Raw genomic sequence first — 17,305 nt, 5'->3', positions numbered from 1 at the left:
ATTATCACAACTTACCGAAATGCGAGATTTGTAACCTTATTTCTCGCATTTCTTTTACCAAAAAACTTTAAAATGAACAAAAATTTACTCTTAGCTGTTTTTGCTTGCTTTCTATTTTCAATAGTTGGTGCTCAAAACATTAAAATATCTGGTATAGTAGTAGACAGTACTGGAACTCCACTACAAATGGCAAATGTAATTGCCTATCAAAAAGATAAAAACCTCGGTGCTTTTGGAATTACAAATGATTCAGGAAAGTATCAGTTGCTTAGTTTAAAAAAAGACAGCACTTACGTGCTTAAAGTTTCTTTTTTAGGATTAAAAACTATAACTGATACAGTAAAAAACGTGCAAACTGATCTCATCAAAAATTATGTGATGGTAGAAGATGAAAATGCTCTGGACGCTGTAAACATAGTTTATGATATGCCAGTGTCTATAAAAGGAGACACCATTGTTTATAATGCAGACAGTTTTACAAATGGAACTGAAAGAAAGTTAGGTGATGTTTTACAAAAACTTCCAGGAATGGAAGTAAATGAAGATGGTGACATTCAAGTAGAAGGTAAAACGGTGGAACGAGTTCTTGTAGATGGAAAAGAGTTCTTTGAAGGTGACTCAAGATTAGCTACAAAAAATATCCCTGCAGATGCTGTCGGTAAAGTAGAAGTACTTAAAAATTACAATAATCAAAGTCAGTTAAAAGGTTTAGGAAATGATGAAGATCGCATCGCTATAAACATAAGATTAAAAAAAGGTAAGAAAAACTTCTGGTTTGGAGAAGTGACTGGTGCTATAGGGCAAGGTGATGATGATGTACGTTATCAAGCAAAACCTAAAGCATTTTATTACAGTCCAGATGTTTCTATAAACATACTTACAGATTTTAATAATTTAGGGTTGCAGTCATTTACCTTTAGAGAGTACTTGCGTTTTACAGGTTTTAATCGAGGTAATACTAGAGCTTCTGGATCAACAATAAATGTAGGTGTAGGCGCTGGAGGAATTTTGAACCTTCAAGCAAATCGTGCTAAGGAAATTGAAAGCAAATTTGGTGCATTCAATGGTTCGTGGCAAGCAAACAAAAAATTGAGCTTTGATGGTTTTGCCATTTTTTCAAGTACAGATACTGAACAAGAAACGCTTACAAGTCGTGAGTTTATAGGTACAGGAGTTCTAGAAAACACAGAAGACAGATCCTTTCAACGCAATCAAATAGGTATTTTTAAATTAGGTGCAGATTATAAACCTAATGAAAATTTCACTTTTGAATATGATGGACAAGTAAACCTTAGTGACGTAAGTCAGTTCAACGACTTCACTTCATCACGTAGCGGTTTTGTTGAAGATATAGATCAAAATGAATCTCAAAAACCAGTTACTTTAGACCAGTCCATTAACATGTATTATACCGCAACTGATAAAGATATTTTTGCTTTAGAAGGTAGGTATATAGATGCTGAAGAAGATCCTTTTTATAATGCTATACGAGACCGTCAAGGCGTACAAGATCCAGAACCATTTGAAGGTGAATTAGGATTACAAACTGCAGATCCCTACGATATCAACCAGCAAAAGTTAGTTGAAAGTCAGAAACTAGACGCCAAAGTGGATTACTGGAGAGTTCTTAATAAAAAGAGTAACATCAACTTTACAGCTGGTGCATCTATAGTTAATCAAGACTATAACACAAATATTTTTCAAATATTAAATGATGGATCTCGTAATGATCTAACTGATCCGTTGTTAGGTAATGACGTGGATTATAAATTTAGAGATCTTTATGGAGCAGTACATTATAAATTTATCACCGGTAAATTTACGATTACACCTGGTGTTACAGCTCACAGCTTTCATATAGAAGACACGCAACTAGGGGCAACTAATGAATTAGACTTTCAAGAAATCCTTCCAGATTTTAATGTTCGTTTTGCACTAAGATCAAGTGAGAATATCAATTTTGACTACCGTAAGACAGTTAGTTTTACAGATGTAGAGAATTATGCACTAGGAACTGTTTTTAATAATTACAATGCATTATTTAGTGGTAACAACCAGTTAACAGGTGCTATAAACGATAGGTATAGCTTGAATTACTTTAACTTTAATATGTTTAATTATACTAACATACGCGCACAGTTATCATATTCAAGAACTACTGATGCGATACAAAGCAGTGTAAACATTGAAGACATTAACCAGCAAAGCGATTTAATTAATTCACCATTTGCAAATGAAACAGCTAGTGGTTCTGGAAGTTATTCTAGAGAATTTGGTAAAATACGAGCTAGTGTAAATGCAGGCTTAAACTGGAGTACATTTAATAATGTTATCAACGGTGAGGCTAGAGAGTCTGAAAATATCACACATAATTATGGAGTTAATGCACGCAGTAACTATCGTGATGGAGTTAACTTTGAAGTAGGTTACAGTGTTGCATTTAACAATTCTGATAATGGTGGACTTACTAATAATTCTACGAGACAGACCATTACTTTAAACTCCGATTGGCAAATTAACAAATCCTGGTTTTTTGATGTAGAGTACGATTTGAACCTTTTCTCTACTTCTCAAAATGTTGAGAACAATTATGACTTTTTGGAAGCGGCGTTGTTCTATAATAAACCAGATTCAAAATGGGAATACAAGCTAGCAGCAACGAACCTGTTAAATACAGAGGCGTTGAACAACAACTCTTTCGGTCAGATAGCTACTAGCACTCAATTTTATACCGTACAACCTCGCTATGTATACCTACAAGTGCGTTACGACCTATAAAAATTAATTGAAGTTTTGAAAAAGCAGCTCTTTTAAAAAGGAGCTGCTTTTTTTATTTACAGACTTAGGTAATACCGCTTTCGCGAAAGCGAACCTATCATATTCATAAAGATTTTTAAAAAGCCTTGTCGATTTTAGACATTTTAGTTAAACCGCTCTTAACTGATTTGAATCCCTGTTAAATAATTATATTTTTGACAATATGAAAAGAATTTTATTGCTAATAATTGTATTAATTAGCACGGTTAGTGAAGCACAAGAATTTACTGATGCTCGCATTAAAGAGATGATCCAGCAGTATAGGGAACTGGATCGAGGTCCGTATAAAAGTATCAACTGGTTTTGTCCTGATGGTAGCGTGAGGGATGCAAAAGACCCTTGTCCAGAAAAAATAGGAGAAGGAATTCAACATGCGAGCTATAAAACAGAAGTGAAAGAACTGGCTATGAAACGCCATATTTATCTCGGAGAAATTCTTGCTTCTAATGAAATATGGGAATTCTGGGATGGTGAGAATAATCACAGCCGTTTAAAACAATACCAACTGGGTAAATATCTAGAATCAGTTGATAACGGATGGATTCAAGAGCGATCTCGCTTTTATCGTGGTGCAAAACAAATCGAAGATGAAGAAGAATGGGGACGTAAGTTTTATTATACAGTATTAGGCGATAACGATCTTGTAGATAGGGACTTTTTTCTCATCAGAGAATCCTTAAGAGATTTACCTCACGATGGAGATAGTAATCTAGCTCAAGATATACGTAGTTTAAGTAAAGTACTTGCAGAGCGTTATCCTAAATTTATGGATATACGTATCAAAATACATGGCAATCCACAGGCTAAAGATATAGAAGCCGTTAAATCATGGCTGGATAAATATGAAAGCGATTTAACTGAAAATTCAAGGAAAGATTTCAATAAGCTCATGAATGATATGCAGGAGTTTTTTGAACCTGTTTCTTTACAGGATTTACCTAAAATGGTAAGCGACTGGAATGAAGATGCTTATATAAGAACTCAAACAGAGTGGTTTTCTAATTTTTACGAGAGCGAGACAGATCCTGCTATACTTGTTCCTGCTGCTGCAAACCTTATGTGTGATATAAGAAATAATATCAAAGAAGATAGAAGAGGTACAAGGCGCACAAGCGCATTAGAACTAAGCTTGCGACTCGAGGAATTGATTTTTCAACAAGCTAGCGCATGGGAACCAGTAGATTTACAAGAGCACCTAGATAAAGTATATTCTTTAAGTGAAGCACTTGCTAGCGCTGGTTATGTAGAAAACTGGGAATGGAACGCCATAGAAAGCGAGTTATTTATTTCAAAAGGAGCCACTATAAAAGCTCACGAGTTACTAGATTTTTTAAAAACTGGGCGAAGTCAGGTAGAATGGGGAACAGGTATGGTTAATACCATTTATAATGACGTTGTAGAGGAATATATAAATTTTGAGCCTAAAGCTTACGGTTTTTTTGATGATCGTATTAGAAGCTCTTTATTATTACCTCTAGGTGATGCCGTAGGAAGCTTAGGAGCATTAGTCTCCAGCCAGATAGGTTTAAAAAGCGATATTGCCGGAGTAAAAAATGTAAGTACTATAAGAGGTCTCAATCCTGGGTATACTAGAGGAGAACTAGTAGTAGTATCTGGTAATGCTGAAGGAATGCAGGTAGATCCTAATAAGATTTACATATTTGATCATCCGCCTAGTGATTTAAAACCAGTTGCCGGAATTGCTACAGTTTCTGAAGGGAATTTAGTTTCTCATGTGCAGTTACTTGCTCGTAATTTAGGTATTCCTAATGCCGCTATTTCCATTGACAATTTAAATGACCTTACAAAACTGGATGGTGAACAAATATTTTATGCAGTTAGTAATCGTGGTACTGTAGTTATAAAAGAAATTGATGATATGAGTAAGGAAGAGGAAGTGCTCTTTACATCAACTAATAAAAAAGAAAAGAAAACCATCAGGATTCCTGAAGGTAAATTAAAGCTGGATGGAAAGTTACCTATAAACATGGCAGATGTAGGTAGTTCAGACAGCGGTATTCTATGCGGTCCTAAGGCAGCAAATTTGGGCCAATTGAAACAACTGTTTCCTCAAAACGTAGTAAATGGAATAGTGATTCCTTTTGGTGTTTTTAAAGACCATATGAATCAAAAAATGCCACAGACTGATGGTAGTTACTGGGATTTTTTGATGTCCGCTTTCGCGAAAGCGAAACAACTAAAAGCAAATGGTTTATCAGAACAAGAGGTGATAGATTATCAATTAGGTGAGCTTAAAATATTAAGAGAAGCCATTGCAGTAATGCCATTTAAGAAAACATTCTTGTCTTCCCTTGAAAATGACTTTAAATCTACGCTGGGAGATGAGTTAGGTAAAGTGCCTGTGTTCTTGCGTAGTGACACAAATATGGAAGACCTAGAAGAGTTTACTGGAGCAGGATTAAACCTTACTGTATTTAATGCAGTCGCAAAAGAGAAGGTGATTAATGGAATACGCGAGGTATGGGCAAGTCCTTATACAGAGCGTAGTTTTAAATGGAGGCAAGTTTACTTAGAAAATCCTGAAAACGTTTACCCTTCTATTCTTATCATTCCTACAGTAGATGTAGATTATAGTGGCGTGCTTATCACTAAGGATTTCATTAATAATGATGATAATTCTATCACAGTGGCTATGAGTCGAGGTGCTGGTGGAGCAGTAGATGGACAAAGTGCTGAAACTTATATTATCAATAGTGACGGTCAAGGTCTTCTAGTTTCTCCTGCACGAGAAAATGAGCAGCGTAAACTGCCTGTTACAGGCGGCTCAATAATGGAGCACGTTGATTTTGACCATAGAATTTTAACTGATGAGAACTTAAAGACTATAAGAGAGTTTGCTAAGACAGTTCATAATATCATGCCTGGCTCTAAAAATGGAAGTTACAAAGGTGCATGGGATATAGAACTAGGATTTAAGGACGGGAAATTATATTTATTTCAGATCCGACCATTTGTAGAAAATAGTCAAGCGATAAACTCTGAATTTTTAAACTCCATTGATGCTGATGTAGATGTTAACACAGCATTATTACTTCATAAACCTATTAAGATTTGAAAAATACTATTAAAGTAATTGCAGCATTTACAACTATAATGATATTAATGTCATTTTATCCTATTGATGGTTTTAAAAGGACAGGCATTAAGAGGTTGAAACGACTTGAAAAAACGCTAGACAGTACTATTACAGAGTATTACCTAAGAAATGGATCTTTTAGAAAAACAGAAGAGATTAATCTATGGTTATGTGAAGATCAAACAGCTACAGATTCTATCATGTCGGTAAATATGGAATTTCAAAAAGAGATGACTAGGTTATTCCCTAGGCGTAGTGGCTATGGGATCACAGTTCTTGATATTACAGATAGAGATAATATGCGCTATGCAGAAATGAATGAGAATAGCGGTTTCCAGCCAGGAAGTGTGGGAAAACTAGCTGTGGCTACTGCATTTTTTAGTCAGCTATATAATTTGTGTCCAGAAGATTTTAATGTACGTACTCGTTTAATGAGAGATAAAGTAGTCAAGTCTGGAGTATGGGGAATAGGTGATCATCATACGGTACCTATTTATGATATGGAGAAGGATAAATTGACAAAACGTCAAGTAGTTGCGAGTGATGAATTTACTTTATATGAATGGGTGGATCACATGCTTAGTGTAAGTAATAATGGGGCTGCAAGTATAGTATGGAGAGAAGCATTATTGATGAGAATTTTTGGTGATAAGTATTTTACTCTTACACAACAAGAAGCAGATGAGTACTGGGAAACAGCAGATAAGAAGGAGCTTTCAGAAATGGCTACAGCAATTGTTAATGAACCTCTAAGAGATCTGGGAATCACGCATGATGAATGGAGATTAGGTAGTTTTTTTACTAACGGTCCAGACCGTTATGCAAGAGCTACTGGAGGAAGTATAGGAACTCCTAAAGGTTTAATGAAATGGTTTATAGCTTTAGAAAAAGGTGATGTAGTAGATCAAGAATCCAGTCTAGAATTAAAACGATTAATGTATATGACAGACCGTAGGATTAGGTATGCTTATAGTCCACGATTAGATGATGCATCAGTTTATTTTAAGTCAGGAAGTTACTATAGTGGTGGTGGTGCAAAATATGCTGGTACTAACTTCAATTATATGAATAGTGTTATAATGGTGGAACATCCAGATGGAACTAATTACATAGTATGCCTTATGTCTAATATTTTGGGTAAGAATTCGGCAGGAGATCATATGTATTTAGCAAGCGCCATTGACAAGCAAATTAGAAAGAAATATATAGTTGCTGAAGAAGAATAACCGACGGCGATATATTCAAATTCTATAAAGGAGGTTTTATTTAAAAACTTCCTTTTTTATTATACCATTTCTGCGTTTTCTTTTTTGCATTTTAAAGCTTCTACAGCTGCTTCATTTATAATATCAGATGTGTGATTTGAGACTTGATTTAATAAATGCAAGGTGTAACTATCATGTTGATATTTTAAAACTTCTATTGTTTTGATTACTAACGGCTCATCTTCAAGACTAGAGAGAACCTTTAAACAGTCTTCTTTATTTAATAAAGTGATGTGATTATGATAATCAGTAGACTCTTGATTAGGCGCAGATAGGCCGCTTTCTAAAAGAGGTAATAATAAGGTTTTAAGATTACGTCCCAATAGTCCATCTAAGTACTCCATGGCATGAATTTGAGAGTCTTTAGTTTCGCTTTTTAAACCTTTATACGCCACAAATACATCTTCTGGATTGTAATATAAAGCTAGCAAATTGAAAATACGTTTCAAGTTAAGTTCCATGGAACTTTTAATTTGCTGTATTAAATGAGAGCGACTCATTTTTAATGATTGAGGTATGTCCTTATTTTCAGGTAATTTAGAACGTTCAATTAATCTTAGTGAGAAGTAACAACTCAATAAATCTCTGTAAAGCTTTGATTCACTAGAAATCATTGATTTTAAGGTACGAGATTTAATGCTATATTCTACTCCTGTTTTACGCCAGTCGTATAGTAAATCAGAAGTTTTAGTCCTCAAAGAAAAATTACCTCTCTGAGTCATTTTAAACAATGTTCTGTAAGCCTTTTCAGTAAAAATTTTACTTACAATTACAGGTATTTGTGCTTTCTGTATTTTATTAAGGTTTGCCCTTAGGTACATCTTATAAAGTTGAGGTATAATGTCATTACCAAAACTAGAAATTGCTGTTATGCTGCTTTCACGATACGTTACATCTTCCAATTCTTCAAAAAGAATAGGGAGAAATTTTTCTCTTGCCGTTTCACCTGCAGCTAATATGGCGGCATTTTTAAGAATAGGATTAGGATGCTTTAAATATCGTATAATGATATCATGATACTTAGATCTCTTGATATAGCCTAATGTTTCTATAATTCTGGCAATTTCTGATACTCTTAGGTCGCTATCATCGCTGCCCATTTCATCAATAAATACCTTAACTCTAAGGTTCAGGTTATATTTGGCAGCCAGTCGAGGGTTATCTTCAGATTCTCTAGCTAGGCATAATAATGCAGCAGTAGAAATAAACTCATCTTCATAATTTAAGTACAGCTCAAAAAATTGATGAGAAATTTTATCTTGAGATAACAAGTAACTCATTGTAGAAACGATTAACTCATCATCTTTAATATATATAAAATCTTGAACCTTAACCTGCGGCTTTTTTGTAACGTAAGAAAGGTGTTCTACTACAGCTGCTTTTATACGATGGTTATCGTGATCAAGTAGTTGCAGTACATCATCTTTTATTGAAGGATGTGCGACCTCTGGAAGCCTTTTGAGCATCAATAAAATATCTTTTTCTGATCCTGATTGAAAAATGATGCGCATGTTTTGTCTTATTCTAGAAGAAGATTTTTTAGAATGAGCTAGGTTCTCATTCATCATAATACTTTCTTTAAAAGTACCTAGATACGTCTCTCTTACTTTAAAGACTATATATATCCATGTAATCACAATCACGATAGTAATTGCGGTTATATAAGCTGCAGACAGATTTAATCCTTTAATCACAAATATTAATAAAAAACCGGCAATACCTGTAGCAAGGCTGTCCACTACTACATCTATAAAGGTTTTGGTTTTATTTTTAACATGCGCTGGAATAGGCAAGGAAAGCAGCTCTACAGCACTTTTATGTAATGATTGCTTTAAGCTACCATCAAGTCCTTTTATGATAATTACAATCCATAATTCTGGAAAAATAAGAAGGCCCAAACATAGTAGAACAATTCCTATAGGAAGAGCAATAAGACTCACACTTATATCAGTATTTTCTAGAATTTTATTAGTTATAAAAAGCTGGATTAATAAAGATATAATATTAAAAGTACTGAACCAGAATCCAAAAAACGATGCTAGCTCTTGTGGATCAGGGATTTTTGCAGCAGCGATATAACTAAATTGATAATCAACAAGTTTGGCCACAAGGACTCCTAAACCTATTACCGCTGCGAGATAAGTTAGGTGCTCAGATTTATATATTAATTTAATTGATGATTCTGTAGAAACGGTGGCGCGTTCCTTTCTCTTATACCTACTTAAAGTCTGTACTCTTGTTTTCCAGATACGTTCAAAGACTATTATACAAGAGGCAATTAGTAGGCCAGCTATTATCATTAACGCACCATTACCTAAGGAAGCAGCTGCAAGGGACGTTACGTAACCTCCGGCGATTCCACCGGCGATTCCACCAGCTCCTATGAATCCAAAAAGTCTTTTTGCTTCACGTACATTAAACACAACATTAGCTAACACCCAAAATTGGGATGTAGCTAGAAGTGCAAACATGCCTACCATAGTGTAAAACAAATAAACAAAAAGCGTTGTGACCCAATCAAAAGCCACAATAAAACCCATGATCACAAATCCTAAAGCAAAAAGCCCTAAAGTAGTTCTTATGATATACCTCAAAGGAAACTTTTCTAAGGACTTATTATAAAAGTAAGATACTACCACTGCAGTAATCGCAATTATTATAAACGCAACAGATAGATTATCTGCGCCCAATTGAGATAAAAAAAGCGCACTTACTGTAGGTTTAACTATCAGTAGTGCGCATATAATTAAAAATATGTACAGTTGCATGAGTAGGGAAATAGACTCCTCGCCTTCCCTAATGTCAAAAAATTTATGTGCCTGCTGTAATAATGACTTCATTCTCGTCTAAATCAGGAGCCAAGGTAGCATTTTGATTCATGGCAAGCTCTGCTGGTTGTACTAAATTTCTTATAATTTGTTCACCATTTGGGCTCTCTACCATAGCAACAAGAATATATTTTTTGCCTCTAGCTTTGTCGATTACAAGAATAGAATCACAATGCCAGTTTCTCCAGGACCCACTTTTTCTATATAAAGTGGCTTCAGGTGCAATAACATCTAAGGTGTTTACAAATTTATGATGTAAACCAGGATTAACTAAATACTTCAACATTTGCTCACTTCGCTTTTCACTTATAAGCTGTCCTGTAGCAAGTTGATAATAAAACTTAGCAACAGCATCAGTAGTTGCGGCATGGCTCAATCCTCTAATGGGCTCTGGATTACGCTTTCCTTGAGCAGCATAACGTTTTCCTACCCATAAACCACCATTACCATCTTTATCATAAAATGGGTTTTCTGGATTACACATTAAATCTTCAATACGTTGAAAGCCCACGCGGTCTATCATACGTGTAGAGGCCGCATTATTAGACTTATTAATCATAAGCCACATATCATTTTGAACGGCTTTAGTAAGTCGTAAATCACCTTCTTCAATAGCATCTACAGCAGCATAGAGTACAGCAATTTTAGGCATACTCGCAGCATACATCATATGATTACCATTAATATTTGCATATTTTATATTGTCCTCGTCAGATAAGTCTACAAGACTTATAGACAGGCGTTTTTGCTGGATCAGTCTTTTCCAGTTTTTGTTTGCGTGAATTTGGTCCTGCAATGCTAGCTGTAGTGCCGCATCTTGAAAGTTGACAACCTCAGGTTGTGGATCATTCGCAGGAACTAATGGGGAAACATCAGTACCAAATGAAACGTTAATCGCCAGTAAACTGAAGAGAAACATTAGATTTTTAAACATAATAATTTTAAATTTTAGGTTTAATATAATATAAGTGATAACCACTACGAAGATAAATTTATTGCATTATTTAACACTCTTAAAATCAAGATTTAACACTTATTCACACAAATAGGCCCATTTTCTCTCATGCCTTGGTTTTACTAGCGTTATAACAATTACTTTTGTGTTTATGAGTGGTATTTATATTCACATTCCTTTCTGTAAACAAGCTTGTCATTATTGTGACTTTCATTTTAGTACTAATTTGAAGTATAAAGCTCAAATTATTGATGCTCTTTGTGATGAGTTACGCTTTCGCGAAAGCGAATACAAAAACACATCTGTTCAAACTATATACTTCGGTGGAGGAACGCCTAGTGTTCTAGATATTCATGAAGTTGAAAAAATACTTGAAGTAGTTGACGACCATTATCAAGTTAATGAAAGGGCAGAAATTACCCTTGAGGCAAATCCAGACGATCTTACACTTGAAAAGATCATGGAACTTTCTAAGACTAGAATCAATAGACTTTCTATAGGAGTGCAAAGTTTCTTTGAGGAAGATTTAAAACTGATGAATAGGGCGCATAGTGCTGAAGAAGCACAAGCTTGTATTGAAGAAGCAGTAAAATATTTCCCAAATATTTCCATAGACATGATTTATGGTATTCCAGGTATGAGCAATGATCGATGGAGAGAAAATTTGTATAAAGCCATCAGTTTAAAAATTCCTCACATTTCTAGTTATGCGCTTACCGTAGAAGAAAACACCGCGCTTAAATCATTTATTGAAAAAGGGATTGTACCACAAGTAGAAGATGAGGTGGCGCAAGAGCATTTTAATATTCTTCTTGATGTGATGCAGCTGCACAGTTTTGAGAATTATGAGTTTTCTAATTTTGGAAAACAAGGTTTTTTCTCAGAGAATAATACAGCTTACTGGACTGGTAAAAGTTACATAGGCATAGGTCCTAGTGCACACAGTTTTGATGGAAAAAGACGTGGGTGGAACATTAGTAATAATGTAAAGTACATGAAGGCTATTCAAGCTGGAAAACTACCTATGGAAATAGAAGAACTTACTCTTGTAGATCAATACAACGAGTATATTATGACAGGTTTGCGTACTATTTATGGAGTTTCTCTGGAAAAAATTGAACGTGATTATGGTGTTAATTTTAAGGATTATCTTTTGAAACAAGCACAAGAATATTTAAAAGATCACCTTTTGTATTTAGACGGCGACACATTACTTGTAACTAGAAAAGGAAAATTTCTTAGTGATGGTATTGCAAGTGAACTCTTTATGTTAAATTTGAGTTGATTAAGAAACTAACCAACTCATGGAAACCCAACAAGAATATAAAGATAGAATTCAATTACCATTTACATTTGACGTTGATCGATTGCTTAAAGAAGCGCACGACTTAAAAAAGGAACATTACGAATATTATAAAGTAATTCCATTGCGCTCGCCCGCGCACCTAGTAGATACATCTATACCTTTTCCTCCACCAGCAGATGATTATGCAGATGGAACTTGGTGCGACTGGATGGATACAGCAGCAATGGAAAAATCACCTTATTTAAAAAGTATTGTTAGTCGGTTTGAAGAGTATACTAAAGTTCATTTAGTGCGTCTTTTGTTTCTCGCACCTAACTCTGTAGTTCAAGAACATACTGATCCTACTCTTGCGCTGGAAGAAGAAAAATCGATGATACGATTAACTATTCCCGTAGATAATAATAAAGGAGTGGAGTTTTATCTCAATAATAAACAGGTTCCTATGAAAGTAGGACAGTGCTGGTATTTAAGACTTTCTGATCCTCATCGAGTAATTAATAATGGAGGAACTGATCGTATTAATTTAACTATTGATATCATTCCTAATGAAGAGATCATTGAGTTATTAGAAAAGGCTTCTTAAAATCTCTATTAAATTTATCATTATGCATGTAAGAAGATTGCTGCTGTTTATACCTATTTTATTCTTTTTATCCTGTCAGAAAGAAGAGAAGCTTACTCGTATTAACTATGATGAGATGACAGACATGATTATGGCAAATAATTTCACTATGCCCGATGATGTTAAGTATTATGATAAAAACGGCAATCTACTATCTAAAGAAGAAAAAGAAGCGCTATCTAACGAGCTGCCTTTTGCAAACTGGTTCATTAACGACCTAAACGTTTTACGGAAAGTAGAGTTTCAGGATCTAGAAACAGCAATGATTGCTCTTAAAAAAGAACCAATTTTTAGAAACATCAATCAAGTGGATTGCAATAACCTGAATCGTATTTTAGAACGCATACATGATAGGGATCAGGATAATCGTGGAGATAACATGATTGATGAAGAAGTAGACCAAAATAATCTTACTGCCATAGAGCAGATACTTGAAAAATGTGGGATGCCCACCGAAGAAACCGCTGGAGAAAAAGGAATGAGCGCTATATGGCTAGTGATACAGCATGCCAGTGCAGAAAAAAGAACAGAATATTTCCCTATGCTACTTAAAGCGGCCCAAAATGGTGATCTAGAACGTCAAGACATCGCTTTAATGCAAGACCGCATGTTAATGGATGCAGGAAAACCTCAATTATACGGTTCTCAAATCTTGATGAATGAAGACGGCACTTATGAACTTCATAAACTTAAGGAGCCAGAAAAGGTAGATGCAAGAAGAGCTATCATGGGATTAGGACCATTATCAGAATACGTCGCATTCTGGGGACTAGCTTTTAACGTTGAGCAAGTTTCAGATTAACTTCTCTTTCAATCCTAAAAGTGTCTATTTAATAATTCATTACTTTTATTTAAATTTAGGCAAACAATCAAACCAATTATTATGGAAGCTGCTAGATATTTTATTATCGGTATAACATTAGTAATCATTTTGTTACTAGTGTTTTCATTCATAAAAAACCGTAAGAAAAAGAAACGTCTTAAATAGTACGATTTTATTTACAGCTATTTAAAGATTACTTAGGTAAGCGTCATCGCTCTTGATTCTTAGGAAGGTTTGTTAATCAATTCTAGTTTTCTTTGTCGTCTATACGGCTATTCTTAACTTGCTACTTATTATGAGTTCGCTTTCGCGAAAGCGAGCTAAAGAAAATTTTACAACCCTTCTACATTTATATTTTATGAAATATTCACCTATAAATTCTAAGTTATTTATCAATAACCGAAAGAATTTCATGGCAAAGATGAAGCCGTCAAGTCTAGCTGTTTTTAACTCAAATGATGTCTTTACTACAGGAGCAGACAGCACATTACCATTTACTCAAAATCGGGATCTTTTTTACCTAAGTGGAGCAGATCAAGAAAATACGATTCTTGTTCTTTTTCCTGACTGTCCAGATCCTGCACATAGAGAAGTGCTATTTGTAACCGAGACTAATGCGCATATAGCTGTTTGGGAAGGTGAGAAGTTAACTAAAGAAAAGGCAACAGAAGTCTCTGGAATTAAAACGGTATACTGGTTAAAGGACTTTGATAAAAAGTTTTTTGAAATGATGACACAGTGCAATACCATTTATTTTAATACAAATGAGCATTACCGTCAGTCAGTAGAGTTAGAAACGAGAGAAGATCGTTTTATTAAAAGAACTAAAGAGCAATATCCAGCGCACAATTATGCAAAATCTGCTCCTATACTTCAACGACTACGTTCAGTTAAGGATTCAATTGAAATCGATTTAATGCAGCAAGCTTGCGATATTACAAATGCAGGTTTCCGTCGTGTCTTGAAGTTTTTAAAGCCTGGCGTTATGGAATATGAAGTAGAAGCAGAGTTCTTACATGAATTTATTAGAAGACGTAGCGATGGATTTGCTTATACTCCTATAATTGCGAGTGGGAACAATGCAAACGTGCTGCACTACATAGAAAACAATCAGGAGTGTAAAGACGGTGATCTCATGTTGATAGATGCGGGAGCACAATATGCAAACTATGCCAGTGACATGTCTAGAACTATTCCTGTAAATGGTCGATTTACTGAAAGACAAAAGCAAGTTTATGACGCAGTGTTGCGAGTGAAAAATGACGCAACTAAAATGCTTGTGCCAGGTACTTTATGGAAAGAATATCATGTTGAGGTAGGAAAGTTAATGACCAAAGAGCTCTTAAACCTAGGCCTGCTTGACAAAGCAGATGTTCAAAATGAGGACCCTAACTGGCCAGCTTATAAAAAATACTTTATGCACGGTACTTCTCATCATATAGGACTAGATACTCATGACTATGGAATTCTTTGGGAACCTATGCAAGCGGGAAATGTATTTACAGTAGAACCAGGAATTTATATTCCAGAAGAAGGCTTTGGTATTAGATTAGAAGATGATGTGGTGATTAATGAATCTGGGGCTCCATTTAATTTAATGAGAGATATTCCTATAGAAACTGAAGAGATAGAAGAAATAATGAACTCTTAAATCAATTGATGATATAATCTTAGCTTTTTAGCAATGGAAAAAAGCACTCTCAAAATTTCTTTAATTCAATCTGATCTAGTCTGGGAAAACCCTAGGGAGAATCAGAATCGCTTTTCTAAAAAATTAGAACAGCTTTATGGTCTTACTGATCTAGTTATATTACCAGAAATGTTTACTACTGGTTTCTCGATGAGTCCAGAAGGTCTTGCTAGCGATGCAACAATTATATATTATTTAAAAGAACACGCTTTAAATGGAGATTTTGCCATCTATGGAAGTGTTATGTTTAAGGAGAGTGATTCCTTTGTGAATCGAGGTATTTTCATGAGACCAGATGGTTCTTATACCATTTATGATAAACGTCATACATTCACTCTTGCAGGAGAGCATGAGGTATATGAATCTGGAAAAAAACCGGTAATAGCAGAGTATTTAGGATGGAAATTTAACCTGCAAATATGTTATGATTTACGCTTTCCTGTTTTTGCTAGAAATACACAAGGTTATGATGTAATTATATTTGTTGCAAACTGGCCTGTACCTCGAGTAAATGCTTGGGATGCTTTACTTAAAGCACGAGCTATAGAGAATATGAGTTATTGCATAGGTGTTAATAGAGTAGGTAAAGATGGGACTGGTATGGATTATAGCGGCCATTCACAAGTTTACGATGTTTTAGGTAATGAATTGATCAGTCATCCTTGGAAAAAAGAAGGAATGCAAACTGTTGAGGTTCATAAATCTCAAATACAAACTTATAGATCTAAATTGAAGTTTCTTGAAGACCGCGATAAATTTAGCCTCAATTTTTAATTGAAAGAATAGGCATGTGCCTATGTTATTTGAAGTTTCCTATGTGCCATAATATTCCACTGGGGTCGTGAACAAAGAATTCATTGCCCCAGTTATTATATTGTATTTGTGAAATTCTTACTTTAGGAAACTTTTCGATTAGTTGTTTTTTCAAAACAGCTTGTCTAAAGGAGTCTAGATCGATTACCTCTAGAAATAACATTGTGTTATCTACCCATTCTTTTACAAAAGCATCTTGAAGGTAAAAGCCAAAATCTCCCATTTTAAAGTAAGACATAGTACTAGAGGTAATAATCTCCTGAAAGCCTAAAGCAGTATAAAAAGACCTAGAAGTACTAAAATCTTTAGCCCCTATGAAAGGTCTTATAGAAATAATTTGATCATTCATTAGTTTGCAAGGCCTGCACGACCTAATTCTACTATTAAAGAATCACAAAAAGCACCTTCGTCTAGTTCTCCTATATTGGCAATTTGAATGGTATAAACGTCAGAAAATCTTGTTTGATCAACGATGGTAGTATCACGCAAAGCATTCAAACTGTTTACTAGCCTAGATATGGGCCAGTCGTTCATTTTTATTGAATCTGCAGTGATTTTAAGACCAGCCTTACCATAAACACCAGCCGCATTACCACCTTCTATAAAGCCGTTAAGACTTTGAGTAGTTATTTCTTTTTTGGGGAAATCTGTACTGCAAGAAGTCGATAAAGCAGCTACAAAAAATACAATTAAAAACGATCTCATTTATGTGAAATATTTAATGATAACGAATATAAAGTTTCTTTATTCTAATACCTATTTTGAATAAAACTGAATGCTATAATTAACCTCATAAAAAATCCCGATAAAAAGTATTTCACTTTATCGGGATTATTATAAAAATAAGAGCGTTTATACTCTAATTCCTTTAAGTCGTTTCTCGATCTTTTGTTTCTTTGCGGTAAGCAATTTCATAAGATCCATCAACTCCTCATCTTTCGTTTCTTTGTACACTTCATTTATGCCTAGAATAAGCTCTTTAGCTCTTCTCGATGAGTGCACTCTGTCACTTGTAGACATGTTGCTCATCGATGCACCTAACCACTCATTTGCGTCTTTAATTATATCCATTTGTTGTTTAATTTAATT

At 34.7% G+C, this 17,305-nt stretch carries 13 protein-coding genes; 8 read left to right on the top strand and 5 right to left on the bottom strand.

Features of this window, described 5'->3' with window-relative positions:
- Nucleotides 1-72 precede the first annotated feature (72 nt).
- The 3 genes from A9Q93_RS08875 (at nucleotide 73) to A9Q93_RS08865 (ending at nucleotide 7,140) form a co-directional block, all read left to right on the top strand.
- Nucleotides 73-2,778, top strand: coding sequence for a carboxypeptidase regulatory-like domain-containing protein (locus A9Q93_RS08875; protein WP_303687039.1), 2,706 nt, complete (start codon nucleotides 73-75; stop codon nucleotides 2,776-2,778).
- A 202-nt stretch (nucleotides 2,779-2,980) separates the two neighbouring features.
- Nucleotides 2,981-5,893: a PEP/pyruvate-binding domain-containing protein gene (locus A9Q93_RS08870; protein WP_303687038.1), complete on the top strand. Its 2,913-nt coding sequence runs from the start codon at nucleotides 2,981-2,983 to the stop codon at nucleotides 5,891-5,893.
- The gene (locus tag A9Q93_RS08865; protein ID WP_303687037.1) at nucleotides 5,890-7,140 is read left to right on the top strand and encodes a serine hydrolase; all 1,251 of its coding nucleotides are present in this window, start codon (nucleotides 5,890-5,892) and stop codon (nucleotides 7,138-7,140) included. Before A9Q93_RS08870 ends, A9Q93_RS08865 begins: the two co-directional genes overlap by 4 nt.
- 59 nt (nucleotides 7,141-7,199) lie before the next feature.
- Here the strand turns inward: A9Q93_RS08865 and A9Q93_RS08860 are convergent, their stop codons facing one another.
- Together A9Q93_RS08860 and A9Q93_RS08855 are read right to left on the bottom strand one after the other, a co-directional pair.
- Nucleotides 7,200-10,019: an Npt1/Npt2 family nucleotide transporter gene (locus tag A9Q93_RS08860; RefSeq protein WP_303687036.1), complete on the bottom strand. Its 2,820-nt coding sequence runs from the start codon at nucleotides 10,017-10,019 to the stop codon at nucleotides 7,200-7,202.
- Complete coding sequence (locus A9Q93_RS08855) at nucleotides 9,991-10,941, bottom strand: serine hydrolase (protein WP_303687035.1); 951 nt, start codon at nucleotides 10,939-10,941, stop codon at nucleotides 9,991-9,993. The genes A9Q93_RS08860 and A9Q93_RS08855 overlap by 29 nt, the downstream gene beginning before the upstream one ends.
- 172 nt (nucleotides 10,942-11,113) lie before the next feature.
- Here A9Q93_RS08855 and hemW point away from each other — a divergent pair, with 172 nt between their 5' ends.
- The 5 genes from hemW to A9Q93_RS08830 all read left to right on the top strand — a co-directional run bounded on the left by hemW (nucleotide 11,114) and on the right by A9Q93_RS08830 (nucleotide 16,177).
- Nucleotides 11,114-12,247 (top strand): radical SAM family heme chaperone HemW, encoded by a 1,134-nt coding sequence (hemW, locus tag A9Q93_RS08850; protein ID WP_303687033.1) that lies wholly within the window; start codon nucleotides 11,114-11,116, stop codon nucleotides 12,245-12,247.
- 19 nt (nucleotides 12,248-12,266) lie between these two features.
- A complete protein-coding gene (locus A9Q93_RS08845) occupies nucleotides 12,267-12,851 on the top strand; it encodes an aspartyl/asparaginyl beta-hydroxylase domain-containing protein (RefSeq protein ID WP_303687032.1) in 585 nt (194 codons plus the stop codon).
- A gap of 22 nt (nucleotides 12,852-12,873) precedes the next feature.
- Entirely contained in the window at nucleotides 12,874-13,692 is an 819-nt protein-coding gene (locus tag A9Q93_RS08840; RefSeq protein WP_303687031.1) for a DUF6624 domain-containing protein, read from the top strand.
- A 379-nt stretch (nucleotides 13,693-14,071) separates the two neighbouring features.
- A complete protein-coding gene (locus A9Q93_RS08835; RefSeq protein ID WP_303687030.1) occupies nucleotides 14,072-15,364 on the top strand; it encodes an aminopeptidase P family protein in 1,293 nt (430 codons plus the stop codon).
- A gap of 33 nt (nucleotides 15,365-15,397) precedes the next feature.
- Nucleotides 15,398-16,177, top strand: coding sequence for a nitrilase family protein (locus A9Q93_RS08830; RefSeq protein WP_303687029.1), 780 nt, complete (start codon nucleotides 15,398-15,400; stop codon nucleotides 16,175-16,177).
- Nucleotides 16,178-16,202: 25 nt separating this feature from the next.
- Here A9Q93_RS08830 and A9Q93_RS08825 read toward each other — a convergent pair whose 3' ends face one another.
- From A9Q93_RS08825 to A9Q93_RS08815, 3 genes are all read right to left on the bottom strand, one after another.
- Entirely contained in the window at nucleotides 16,203-16,565 is a 363-nt protein-coding gene (locus A9Q93_RS08825; RefSeq protein ID WP_303687028.1) for a glyoxalase, read from the bottom strand.
- Nucleotides 16,565-16,921 carry a hypothetical protein gene (locus tag A9Q93_RS08820; protein WP_303687027.1) on the bottom strand — a complete coding sequence of 119 codons (357 nt, stop codon included), beginning with the start codon at nucleotides 16,919-16,921 and terminating at the stop codon, nucleotides 16,565-16,567. Before A9Q93_RS08820 ends, A9Q93_RS08825 begins: the two co-directional genes overlap by 1 nt.
- A gap of 147 nt (nucleotides 16,922-17,068) precedes the next feature.
- Nucleotides 17,069-17,287 carry a hypothetical protein gene (locus tag A9Q93_RS08815; RefSeq protein ID WP_303687026.1) on the bottom strand — a complete coding sequence of 73 codons (219 nt, stop codon included), beginning with the start codon at nucleotides 17,285-17,287 and terminating at the stop codon, nucleotides 17,069-17,071.
- Nucleotides 17,288-17,305 lie beyond the last annotated feature (18 nt).

The organism is Nonlabens dokdonensis (assembly GCF_002162835.1).
GTDB classification, from domain to species: domain Bacteria; phylum Bacteroidota; class Bacteroidia; order Flavobacteriales; family Flavobacteriaceae; genus Nonlabens; species Nonlabens dokdonensis_B.
Note: the sequence above shows the minus strand (reverse complement) of the source record. Positions and strands in the feature narration are given on the sequence as shown.

What these genes read in the sequence shown, in the direction of transcription:
- A9Q93_RS08875 (WP_303687039.1), top strand. Translation starts at nt 73, where the DNA reads ATGAACAAAAATTTACTCTTAGCTGTTTTTGCTTGCTTTCTATTTTCA.
- A9Q93_RS08870 (WP_303687038.1), top strand. Translation starts at nt 2,981, where the DNA reads ATGAAAAGAATTTTATTGCTAATAATTGTATTAATTAGCACGGTTAGT.
- A9Q93_RS08860 (WP_303687036.1), bottom strand. Translation starts at nt 10,019, where the DNA reads ATGAAGTCATTATTACAGCAGGCACATAAATTTTTTGACATTAGGGAA.
- A9Q93_RS08855 (WP_303687035.1), bottom strand. Translation starts at nt 10,941, where the DNA reads ATGTTTAAAAATCTAATGTTTCTCTTCAGTTTACTGGCGATTAACGTT.
- hemW (WP_303687033.1), top strand. Translation starts at nt 11,114, where the DNA reads ATGAGTGGTATTTATATTCACATTCCTTTCTGTAAACAAGCTTGTCAT.
- A9Q93_RS08845 (WP_303687032.1), top strand. Translation starts at nt 12,267, where the DNA reads ATGGAAACCCAACAAGAATATAAAGATAGAATTCAATTACCATTTACA.
- A9Q93_RS08840 (WP_303687031.1), top strand. Translation starts at nt 12,874, where the DNA reads ATGCATGTAAGAAGATTGCTGCTGTTTATACCTATTTTATTCTTTTTA.
- A9Q93_RS08835 (WP_303687030.1), top strand. Translation starts at nt 14,072, where the DNA reads ATGAAATATTCACCTATAAATTCTAAGTTATTTATCAATAACCGAAAG.
- A9Q93_RS08830 (WP_303687029.1), top strand. Translation starts at nt 15,398, where the DNA reads ATGGAAAAAAGCACTCTCAAAATTTCTTTAATTCAATCTGATCTAGTC.
- A9Q93_RS08825 (WP_303687028.1), bottom strand. Translation starts at nt 16,565, where the DNA reads ATGAATGATCAAATTATTTCTATAAGACCTTTCATAGGGGCTAAAGAT.
- A9Q93_RS08820 (WP_303687027.1), bottom strand. Translation starts at nt 16,921, where the DNA reads ATGAGATCGTTTTTAATTGTATTTTTTGTAGCTGCTTTATCGACTTCT.
- A9Q93_RS08815 (WP_303687026.1), bottom strand. Translation starts at nt 17,287, where the DNA reads ATGGATATAATTAAAGACGCAAATGAGTGGTTAGGTGCATCGATGAGC.